This window comes from Candidatus Acidulodesulfobacterium sp. H_13, assembly GCF_048541835.1.
Taxonomy (GTDB): domain Bacteria; phylum SZUA-79; class SZUA-79; order Acidulodesulfobacterales; family Acidulodesulfobacteraceae; genus QIJE01.
This window is the reverse complement of the sequence record NZ_JBLEOY010000001.1, coordinates 22,320-32,882: the sequence shown is the minus strand read 5'-3', so window position 1 is coordinate 32,882 and position 10,563 is coordinate 22,320. Positions and strand designations below refer to the sequence as shown.

The 10,563-nt window shown below is 36.7% G+C and carries 12 protein-coding genes and 2 pseudogenes; 3 read left to right on the top strand and 11 right to left on the bottom strand.

Translation table 11 applies throughout. From position 1 onward, the window contains the following. The first annotated feature begins 131 nt into the window (after nucleotides 1–131). The 3 genes and pseudogenes from ACMCNP_RS00145 to ACMCNP_RS00135 all read left to right on the top strand — a co-directional run bounded on the left by ACMCNP_RS00145 (nucleotide 132) and on the right by ACMCNP_RS00135 (nucleotide 1,781). Complete coding sequence (locus tag ACMCNP_RS00145) at nucleotides 132–941, top strand: hypothetical protein (protein ID WP_419312156.1); 810 nt, start codon at nucleotides 132–134, stop codon at nucleotides 939–941. Between the two features lie 246 nt (nucleotides 942–1,187). After that, nucleotides 1,188–1,537 (top strand): annotated as a pseudogene (locus ACMCNP_RS00140) (polysaccharide biosynthesis protein). Next, nucleotides 1,494–1,781, top strand: coding sequence for a polysaccharide biosynthesis protein (locus tag ACMCNP_RS00135; protein ID WP_419312154.1), 288 nt, complete (start codon nucleotides 1,494–1,496; stop codon nucleotides 1,779–1,781). The pseudogene ACMCNP_RS00140 and the gene ACMCNP_RS00135 overlap by 44 nt, the downstream one beginning before the upstream one ends. Here ACMCNP_RS00135 and ACMCNP_RS00130 read toward each other — a convergent pair. The 11 genes and pseudogenes from ACMCNP_RS00130 to ACMCNP_RS00080 form a co-directional block, all read right to left on the bottom strand. After that, nucleotides 1,732–2,246, bottom strand: a pseudogene (locus ACMCNP_RS00130) (transposase); the annotation flags it as partial. The gene ACMCNP_RS00135 and the pseudogene ACMCNP_RS00130 sit on opposite strands and share 50 nt — an antisense overlap. A 352-nt stretch (nucleotides 2,247–2,598) precedes the next feature. After that, nucleotides 2,599–3,564 carry a GDP-mannose 4,6-dehydratase gene (gmd, locus tag ACMCNP_RS00125; protein ID WP_419312152.1) on the bottom strand — a complete coding sequence of 322 codons (966 nt, stop codon included), beginning with the start codon at nucleotides 3,562–3,564 and terminating at the stop codon, nucleotides 2,599–2,601. Nucleotides 3,565–3,735: 171 nt separating this feature from the next. Continuing rightward, nucleotides 3,736–4,710 (bottom strand): GDP-mannose 4,6-dehydratase, encoded by a 975-nt coding sequence (locus ACMCNP_RS00120; RefSeq protein WP_419312149.1) that lies wholly within the window; start codon nucleotides 4,708–4,710, stop codon nucleotides 3,736–3,738. A gap of 138 nt (nucleotides 4,711–4,848) precedes the next feature. Then, nucleotides 4,849–5,109 (bottom strand): hypothetical protein, encoded by a 261-nt coding sequence (locus ACMCNP_RS00115; RefSeq protein ID WP_419312146.1) that lies wholly within the window; start codon nucleotides 5,107–5,109, stop codon nucleotides 4,849–4,851. Nucleotides 5,110–5,136: 27 nt separating this feature from the next. Beyond that, the gene (locus tag ACMCNP_RS00110) at nucleotides 5,137–5,433 is read right to left on the bottom strand and encodes a chemotaxis protein CheW (protein WP_419312143.1); all 297 of its coding nucleotides are present in this window, start codon (nucleotides 5,431–5,433) and stop codon (nucleotides 5,137–5,139) included. A gap of 395 nt (nucleotides 5,434–5,828) precedes the next feature. Beyond that, entirely contained in the window at nucleotides 5,829–6,041 is a 213-nt protein-coding gene (locus tag ACMCNP_RS00105) for a hypothetical protein (protein WP_419312140.1), read from the bottom strand. Then, on the bottom strand, nucleotides 6,038–6,967 hold the full coding sequence (locus tag ACMCNP_RS00100; protein ID WP_419312137.1) for a UDP-glucuronic acid decarboxylase family protein: 930 nt from the start codon (nucleotides 6,965–6,967) through the stop codon (nucleotides 6,038–6,040). The genes ACMCNP_RS00105 and ACMCNP_RS00100 overlap by 4 nt, the downstream gene beginning before the upstream one ends. Then, nucleotides 6,964–7,755: a precorrin-3B C(17)-methyltransferase gene (gene cobJ / locus ACMCNP_RS00095; RefSeq protein WP_419312134.1), complete on the bottom strand. Its 792-nt coding sequence runs from the start codon at nucleotides 7,753–7,755 to the stop codon at nucleotides 6,964–6,966. Before cobJ ends, ACMCNP_RS00100 begins: the two co-directional genes overlap by 4 nt. 8 nt (nucleotides 7,756–7,763) lie before the next feature. Continuing rightward, a complete protein-coding gene (locus ACMCNP_RS00090) occupies nucleotides 7,764–9,047 on the bottom strand; it encodes a cobalt-precorrin 5A hydrolase (protein WP_419312132.1) in 1,284 nt (427 codons plus the stop codon). Beyond that, nucleotides 8,998–9,780, bottom strand: a complete 783-nt coding sequence (locus ACMCNP_RS00085; protein ID WP_419312130.1) for a cobalt-precorrin-4/precorrin-4 C(11)-methyltransferase — start codon at nucleotides 9,778–9,780, stop codon at nucleotides 8,998–9,000. Before ACMCNP_RS00085 ends, ACMCNP_RS00090 begins: the two co-directional genes overlap by 50 nt. Before the next feature lie 18 nt (nucleotides 9,781–9,798). Beyond that, nucleotides 9,799–10,560: an SAM-dependent methyltransferase gene (locus ACMCNP_RS00080; RefSeq protein ID WP_419312128.1), complete on the bottom strand. Its 762-nt coding sequence runs from the start codon at nucleotides 10,558–10,560 to the stop codon at nucleotides 9,799–9,801. Nucleotides 10,561–10,563 lie beyond the last annotated feature (3 nt).

The window sequence follows — 10,563 nt, the reverse complement described above, 5'->3', positions numbered from 1 at the left end:
ATAACATCCAATAACAGATGACCGGTAAATAATCGGTTAAATATTTTATATAAATGTAAGCTGAATGTAAGGATATAACTACTATTTAGCTTACATTTTTTTATAAAAATGAATGAGGGGGGGGACATTTAATGACGATCAAAACAAAGCTATTTTACGCTACTTTTTTTATTCTTACTTTTTTAATGATTTCTATAAATATTAATATGCCTAAATCGTTTGGCGCCTCAAAATTGCAGATAGGAACAAGTTATAATGAAACTTGGGGTAAATACGGCACGAATTATTCCACATCCTTAATTTACATTCCGCTTAACATAAGCTATTATCCGAATAGAAGTTTCAATTTTCAAGCCACTATACCGTACATGCAGGTTCATAAACAGTCATCTATCGTGTTGGTCAACAATATACCGGTTAAAAAAGCCGGTGCGTCAACCTCGACCACCGAAAGAGGTTTGGGGGATATTGTATTAACGGGAAATTACAACGTCACGAATCAGGCGACGAATCCCTCTTTCCCCACGTTAACAGCAACAGCCTTCGTTGACCTGCCGACGGCCAGTAAATCCAAGGGTCTGGGGACAGGCAAGACAAATTACGGTTTACAGATAGGTATAACGCAGATAGTAGGATCATATTTTTATTTTATAAACGGAGGTTACACGGTTTTAGGTAAACCTTCAGGGGTTACGGGTCTTACTAACCCGTTGTCCGCCTATGCCGGTATAGGTAAGTTAATCTCCAAAGATTTATCGGTTGCCGTCTCGGGTTCGTGGTCGCAGGCAATTATATCAGGAACACACGATACCGTAACCGGAAGTTTGTCGGTGATTTATACGATGGTAAAAAATAATACCGTAGGCATTACTTATCTGAAGGGTTTCACAAATGCAAGTCCGGCCCAAGGAGTAATGCTAAGTTATTCGCTTATGTTTTAAGGTTCTGCCCCATGAATATCAAAAAAATATGAATAATGATACAAAATTGATACTAACAAATAAAATCGTAGGGGAAAAAAGTGAAATATTTTTATAAGCGGAGCAGCAGGAACAATCTGCAATGAATTAATTGAGCATTTAATATAATTAAATCCAGGAAGGATAATAGCCACAGATAACAATGAAACTGAGTTATTTTTTTTTAGCGGAAAGATATAAAAAATATGATAATGTACATTGTTTTATATGCAATATAAGAGACAAAAAATAAATTATTGCAATTTTGTTTTCCATGGGGTTGTGCTTAAACACGTAATACTATACGAGTATAATCCATTCGATATTGTTCAAATGAATCTGATATGGCTTCAGAATATTATTGAAGTTTCAATTGAGTCCAAGGTGGAAAAGATTCTATTATGAGTTCGGATAAGGCGGTAAACCCTACCAACGCAATGGGTGCTTCCAAAATAATGGGGGAAAAGCTAATTGCCGCCTCTAATAATTTACAAAATTTTGGAGGGACTGTATTTTGCAATTCAAGATCAGGGAATGTTTTGGGCTCTTCGTGGGTCGGTTGTGCCTATTTTTATTAATCAATTGAAAGAAGGACTTAATTTGACGGTAACCAATACCTACATGACCAGATTTGTTATGAAAAAAGAAGAAACCTTTAATTTAATTTTAAAGTCTCTAGAGATTTCAAAGGGCGGAGAAACATTTATATTAAAAATGGATTCAATAAAAATAGGCACAACCGACCCACGAAGAGGAGGCTCATGGTTAAACAAGATTCCACTACTATCAAACCAAGCACCTCTTTTTTACCATCTACTTTAACGCCAAGTACTATATAAAAAGTTTTAGATATATATCTGCCATCCTCTTTTACTTTATAATATATAGCATCCAAAAATATAAAGGAATATGCCTCCTCAAGAGGTCTTGTTCTCCACTCTTGAAGCAAAAAGGTATAATCTTATCTGTTACAGCACTTATAGCACCCTTAGAAAAGCCTACACCATATATATTATATCACTTGTGATATCTAGTAACTATTGCATAGTGCACAAAGTGAGAGTATCTTATCTTCTAATTCACATGTCATAGTTCTTTGCTTACTCTTTATTGTTTTAGTGACATATCCATTTTTACAATTCTTTTATAAATCTTGGGTAAGATGCGAATCCATCTCTACTGCTAGCGTAGCTTTTGTAAGCTGTTTGATTAAAGAGCCTATGCTCCATCAGAACCACCTATACTCTTACCTTCTTTTGTGTCACGAGCAAACTGCTCTACATCTATTCCCTACTTTCATATGTGTCTCTTTTTAGTATTTGTTATTTTACCCGATCGACATATATTTTTTAACAGTTTCGATATAACTGGTATTTTATAAGCAATGCCAATAAAATAATTTTTATTTTTATTGCTTTTAATATGTTCGCTTCTATAGGCAAGACTGTATAATTTTATTTTTTCTAAGTAATTTTTGCTATTCTGTCTACAATCTGGATTTTCTTTATAAACTGCTGTTAAAGACTTTTTTTGGCAAGATAAAGATATATCAGCGTTTTTTTTGCTATCTCTTCTTTTATCTTTTTCATAATTTCTTCAACGCTGAAATGCGAGTTGTCAATTTCTACCATAATAGTTTTTACCCTTTAACCCTTTTCATGTCGGCATCCACCATCTCTTTTATCATATCTTCAAGGGTGATCTCTGCCTTCCATCCAAGATATTTTTCAGCCTTGACGGGTTTACCGATGAGTATTTCCACTTCCGCCGGTCTGAATAAATTTTTGTCTATTTTCACATAATCCTCATAATTTAATCCGAGATAATCAAATGCTATCTTGCACATGTCTCTTACAGATGAGGTTCTTCCCGTGGCTATTACAAAGTCTTCAGGCTTATCGTGCTGAAGCATCAGGTACATGGCTTTTACATAGTCTTTGGCATGCCCCCAGTCTCTTTTTGCATCAATATTGCCGAGATATAGTTTATCTTGAAGCCCCAGTTTTATCCTTACGGCGGAATTTGTAACCTTTCTGGTTACAAATTCAAGTCCTCTTATTGGGGACTCATGGTTAAAAAGAATACCGGAGCATGCAAACATGTTAAATGATTCTCTATAGTTTACCGTCATCCAGTGGGCATAGAGCTTGGATACTCCGTAAGGGCTTCTGGGATGAAACGGGGTGTTCTCGCACTGAACCATTTCTTTTATCTTGCCGAACATCTCCGATGTTGAAGCCTGATAGAACTTGATTGAAGGGTCGGTAAGCCTTATCGACTCTAATACATTCAAAGCGCCTATAGCCGTGACATCAGATGTTAAAATAGGTTGTTGCCACGAAGTGCCTACGAACGATTGAGCGGCAAGGTTGTAAACCTCATCAGGTTTATCCTTCTTCAATACCCTTATAATGGAGCTTAAATCCGTAATGTCGCCGTCAATCAGCTTAACATCTCCGGCTATTTTCAGGTAATTCAGCCTTTCGATATTTCGAGCGGAAAGCCTCCTTATAAGCCCCAGTACGTTGTAACCCTTATTCAATAAATACTCGGCGATATACGCGCCATCCTGACCGGTTATTCCCGTGATTAAAGCAGTCTTCATTTTGTCGTTCTCCTGAAATATTAATATTTGCATTTATATCATAATAATTGTTTGATTGTAAACTCACTTTATTGCACCCCATTTATCGCAAAAATATGTTTGAGTTAATTATATCAACTATAATTAACTCAAATTTTACTTCTTAATTTTATGACCCTGCACATCCTGCCTTTAAAAATTTTTTAAATAATAATTATATAACTCTAAAAGCGTCTTTTCTATATCATAGACCTGAGAAAATCCGATATGTGATTTTAGCTTGGAGTTATCTCCGTATACCTCCTGTATATCGTAGCTCCTTAATCTTTCCGGATCGGTTTTTATAACTATTTTTTTACCGGAAAACGATATCAATTTATCTAAAATATAGGATATTTTTACCGGAATCCCCGAACAGACATTGTATATCTCTTTTTTGTGTCCACTTAAAAGCAAAAGGTAATATGCCATTATAACATCTCTGACATCTAAAAAATCGCGAGAGGATTGAGTGTTGCCAACTTTTATGTTAGGCTCTTTTTTTCCGAGAGCAATCAAGGCAATCTGTTTTGCAAAGTTCGGAACGACGAAACGGTCGTCCTGATACAAGCCGATATGGTTAAAAGATCTGGCTATCACTACATCGATATCGAATGCATTCGCATATTGAAGGCATAAAAGCTCGGCCGCTCCTTTGCTGACGGCATATGGACTTTTTGGGCTTAAGGGGGTTGTTTCTTTTAACGAAAGATCAAACGGCTTAAAGCTGCCGTAAACATCGGAAGAGCTTACAAAAAGAAGTCTGCCTTTAAAACCTGCTCCCTTCAGGCATTCTAAAAGATTAAATGTGCCGTAGAAATTAATATTATAGGTTTCTTTCGGGTTTTCGAAGGAATTTGGCACAAAACTCTGGGCAGCAAGATGAATTATATAAGCGGGATTTGTTTGCATCAATGCTTTGTTAATAGATTTTTTATCCAAAACATTTAAGTGTAACAAACCGTCGCCGTTGCGCGAAGAAGTTCCTACCAAATTAAAATCTTTAAATCCTCCCATAGGCTTGCCGTGTTCGTCGGTCGTTATAATGTCATCCTTAATAGACTTGTTTAAAAATATATTCTTGCCGACAAAACCTGTGGCACCGGTAATTATAATATTATTTGCCATTCACAACTCACCTCGCTATCTCGTTGTATTTCGCCGCAATCGTAATCGGTTCTCCGATTACCTGAACTCTTACGTCCTCGATGTATACCACCTCGTCACACATCTCCACAATCGAAGTCGGATCGTGGCTTAAAAAAATTATGGTTTTGCCTTGCTTTTCTTTACAAACTCAGCGTCACCTATCGACAGCACCTCGTCGAGAAGTATAATATCAGGGTTAGTGTTTAACGTAACTTTTTTTGTTCTAAATGTCAAGAATACATGAGGCGAATAAAAGGCTTCTTTGCGATATAAAATATATAAAACAGAAAAAGCAAGCGCGATGATTGATTGAAAAAGTTTGTCTTTTAATTTTGACAGTCTTAATTTGCCGGTCAAAAAACTTACGGCAGGCTGCAATCAATACCACACCTAATAATCTTAAAATCATATATTTTTAAGTTCAGCATGCTTTATCATTTTTGGTATATCCAGCACAAAAGCAATACTGCCGTCACCGAGTATTGTCGCTCCGCTGAAAAATTTCGCATCTTTGTAAATTCTGCCCGATGGTTTAAGTATGGTCTGCACCTCACCGAATATTTCATCAACAGCAAACCCCATAACCTGACCAGCATACTTAACAACTATTACCTTAATTCCCGCCAACTCATAACGAGACAGGCGGTTCAATTGCAGCAATAAATCATTCTCTTTATTATTGCCGTATCGAATCTGTCGCAACTGTTGGGAATAACTGGAAATGGAAGTTGTTTATACGCCCATAACTTTTTATCTGCTTTACGTTTCCCTGCAGGGTGAAAAAAACCTGTTCTTGGCATCTTCGCTTATGCAGGAGAAGAATTCACTGCTTCTCTGAGAGGGGATATCATTATTGCAGGGATGCTTGCAAAACACTCCGCTTTTCAAATAGAAAGAGAGGACTGTTGGGTTTGAGGACAATATAGAATAGATAGGATCTGTTTATAGTTGTCATATTTACCATTCTTAATATATTTTATCGTTATGCGATATAACACATAACGATAAAATAAACAAGTATAAATACCAATATTTCAGAGCTTTTGTTAGCTAATGCAAAAAATTATCGTTAGGTGTTTCGGGAATGGAGGTTTTAACTAATCGTAAAACCTTAAAACTGCGGCAGCGGATAGTAATACCGCTGCCGAAAGTAGTATAAAATATAAGATAGAATAGACGGCTATGCCTATAATTAAATAAGAGAGCAAGATTAATCTCTTGATTTTTTTAAACTCTTTATCGCGCAAAAGAAAACTTATAATTATCCCGACAAAAATATATATAACGGATTCAATTATAAGAATCGTCATATCACTCTTTCAAAATATTCTATAGTTTTTTTAAGTCCTTCTTCTATGTTTATTTTGGGATTATAGCCTAATATGTTTTTTGCAAGCGTCAAATCGGGATTTCTTCTGATTGGATCATCCTTCGGCAACTCTACCGATTTAATTTTAGATTTTGAACCGACAAGCGATATAACCAATTTTGCAAAATCTATTATAGTAAATTCATAATTGTTTCCAAGATTAACCGGACCGGTAAAATCGCTTTTGTTATCAATAAAAAGAATGATTCCGTCTATCAAATCCGATATGTAGCAAAAAGACCGCGTCTGCTTTCCGTCCCCGTAAACGGTTACATCCTCGCCTTTTAATGCCTGCACTATAAAATTAGAAACCACCCTGCCATCGTTTTCAAGCATGTTAGGACCGTAAGTGTTAAAGACCCTGACAACCCTTGTGTCTGCCCCATACTGCCTATGATAGTCGAATATAATAGTCTCCGCCGCTCTCTTTCCCTCGTCGTAGCATGACCTGACAGACGTGGGATTAACGTTGCCGTTATATGTTTCCGGCTGGGGATGGACGGACGGCGAACCATAAACCTCAGACGTCGAAGTATGCAGAACCGGAATATTAAGCCGCCTTACGTTTTCCATTACGTTAAATATACCGTAAACGTTATCCTTCATCGTTTTAAGCGGATCTTTCTGATAATGCGGGACAGATGCCGGACAAGCTAAATTTATTATGAAGTCTGCTTCTATATTGAAAGGCTCGCTGATATCATGCCTTATAACCTCAAATTTTGCATTACCAAGAAATCTCTCTATATTTGCCTTGGAACCAGTATAGAAGTTATCCATGCATAAAACTTCATGTCCCAAATTCAATAATCTTTCGCATAAATTAGAACCTATAAAACCCGCCCCGCCCGTAATAAGAATTATCATATTTTACTCCTTTTTTTAATTTTATCTAAATCGTATTTATTGCCGTAACCCCTTTTGGTTATCATATACAAATCGTTTACGTAGGTATCGCTGTTTCCTACTATTATAGTAGTATTCATTGTAACTATATCGAAATTATCGATGTTTTCCAACGTCGTTATGATAATTTCTTCGTCCGGTCTCGTTACCGCCTTCGCGATAGCGGCGGGTCTGTCCTTTTCGATACTTTCAAGCAGTATATTCTTTGCCGTGGTAAGCTCTTCTCTCCTCCTTTTACTCTTGGGATTATATATTATTATAACAAAATTACCCATAGATGCCGCTCTCAATCTCTTCTCTATGTCTTGCCACGGCGTCAAAAGATTGGATAACGAAATAACACAAAAATCATTGGTAATAGGCGCTCCTATCGCAGCGGAAACGGCGCAAAAAGCAGGTATCCCGGGGATAAACTCTATCGGAACCTTCCCCGTGAGTGATTTTTTATCTATAATTTCAAGCAAGAGCCCGCTCATGCCGTAAATTCCGGCATCTCCCCCTGAAATAAGCGCTACCTTTTTACCCTCTAAAGACCTTTCGACAACTGTCTCGCACCGTTCAATTTCATCTTTCATATTAAACGGCATTTTCCTTTGGTCTTCGCTTAATATGTCCCCTATCTGCTTTAGGTAAGACGAATAACCTATTACGGTCTCGGCTTCCACTATTGCATCTAATGCTTTTTTACTCAAATGACCGATATCTCCCGGTCCAGTTCCTATAACCGTAATCTTTCCAAACTCTTTCATTTCTTTTCCTATTTTAAGTTATCCGCCATCGTCACCGCCATCGTCACATTGCCTTTCTTTTGTTTCGGTATCAGGAGTATGCCCCCCTTTCCCCCTCCCCCTTTTGCCGATAAAGCGGCGCACGGCTCACAAACCGAATAAGCGCCGGTATGTTTAAAACATAATGAATTCTCATTTCTTTTTCTATTAAAACCCTCTATAAAATCGTTTATTTCTTTTTTCGTAAAAAAATCTACAAATCCGCCATAGTTCTTTCCGAATCGCAAAATTCCTTCCTCTTCCATCTTTAAATCTATCGTTGCCGTATTTCTTACCGCGTTTATAGAAAGATTGTTATCGGCAAATTTAGACAATATAAAATCTTCTATTTCTTCAAAATCGGTATTTTTATTGCAACCTATCCCTACGACTAAACGCTTAGGCCTTAATATGACGGCAATGCCGGCGGGAACAGGCTTTTTTAAATTTTCATTCACTGAAATTGCTATTATCTTTGACGGATCCAAATCTAAATTATTTGTATAACTGAAATCTTTTGAATTATTAAATTTATCTATATAATTTTTAATTTCTTTCACGTTAAAATCGTTTTCGATATATATCTTAAACTTTTCTCCTTTAAGAGATGCCTTATTAAACACCTTTATTTTATCTCTTGCCGACTCTATGAAAAAACCGAATCTCTTTGCAAACATGTCTATCGAAAACCTGTTAGTTCTATCCGTTGCCGTGGTAACTACCGGAATGGCACCCAAAAATCCGGAAATCCGCTCGGTAAATTCGTTTGCCCCACCCGTATGCCCCGAAAGCACGCTTATAACAAATTTTCCGGATTCGTCTATTACTATAACACCGGGATCGCTCAATTTATCTTTTATTAACGGAGCAATGTACCTTACCGTAGCGCCTAACGCCAGAAAAAATACAATATGGTCAAAATCTTTAAATAATCCGCCTAAAAAATTTATCGATAATTTTTCATAATTCTTTATGGATATATTTTTTTCGTTACTAACGGTAGATTTTGGAACCGGAATTAATTCCGATAGATATTTTTTTGCCGTTTCTATTAATTCATTTTTATTTTTTTCGATAAAAAAAGTTAAATATAAAATTTCGGAAGTACCGATTTCTATTTCACTCGACACTTTCTCCGCTATTCCTTTATAAATATCCAACGCCGTTTTAAGGCTATTTTTAGATATTATGATAAATGCAATATTTTTGACTTCAAAAGCGGAGTCATGTTCGGTCTTCTTTATTCCTGAAGCCGTGTGAAAAATTCTTATCATACAATTTGGACCTGTTTTCCTTAAGGTATTTTCCTTTTAAAGCCTCGCCTATGATTAAAATCGCCATATTCTGAATAGAGAATTCCTCCGACTTTTTGACTACGTCTTTTAACTTGCAGCCTATTAAAATCTCCCCTTTCAATGATACGTCCTTAGCAATCAAACATGGCGTATTTACAGGGTAATGTTCCGTTAAATCGTCCACTATCGATTCTATTATGCCGAAGCTTAAATAAATAGCCATAGTCGCCCTATGGTTTGCAAGGCTCTTTATATCCTGACCCGGGGGCATTTTGCCTGTTCTTCCTTCACCCCTGCAAAATATAAGGGTTTGAGATACGTCGGGCAACGTCAAAATCGATTTATAGGCGGCGCTTGCGGCAAAGGCAGCGGTAACACCCGGAATAATCTCATATTCAATACCCTTTTCTTCTAAGTAGAGCATTTGTTCGTTAATAGAAGAATAGATTGAGGAATCCCCCGCATGAAGAACGGAAATAATATAATTTGACCTGAGCAATTCTTCTAACCCCGCCTTAATCTGTTCAAAATTAAGGCTTTTCATATCTATTAGTAATGCATCGCTTTTGATAACCCCAAGCATTTCAGGATTTATAAGGGAACCGGCATAAAAGACGGCATCTGATTTTTTTAATATCTCAAAGGCCTTTATCGTTAAAAGCTCTGGGTCGCCCGGACCTGCTGATACGAAATAGATTTTAGAAATAGCCATAAAAAACAATATTAAATATTAAACAAAAACCCCTATCAATATGGAAAAATAATCAAAATCCAAACAGTCTCTTTCGGCGAAATCGTTTACGAGTTTTGATTTTTCTATCAAATAAAGCTTAACCCGATCCTCCGTGAGCGCGGCGGCATACATCCTTTTAAATGCAGATAAAATATCTTTTACGTAAGCCCCCGCTTTCATGAAAACTATGACCTGCGGTCTGGGATATTTGTCTGCAATGAACCTTATTTCTCTTTCTATTTCAGCTGAATTTTTTTTTATCGGAACAGTTATAAAAACAGCACCGTTTTTAATTATATATGGCTTCCCTATCAAGCCTAACGCATAATGAAGCGAAGAAACTCCGTTAATTATATTTATATCGAGTTCGTATCCGCTTTTCAAAAAATTATCTGATCTTATATCCTCGATAGCATTGTGTAACCCGTAATATGTGCTGTAAAACATAGGGTCTCCGATCGTGATATATGAGCATGTACCTTCTTTTAATTTTTCTATTATTTTAATCGCATTCTTATAATATAAATCACCGTTTCTTCCGTTAGAACGTTTCATCTCTACCTCTAACGGGAGAAACATTTCCTCCGGCAGCTCTTTTGCCCCGGAAAGCCTTACCGCGTTTTTTATAATATCGTAAGCAACCCTGCTTTTTCCTCCGCAAACATCCGGATAAAATATAAATTTACTGTTTATAGCGGCATTAACGGCTTTTACCGTAATTAATTCCGGATCGCCCGGACCGACGCCTATAATATTCAAACG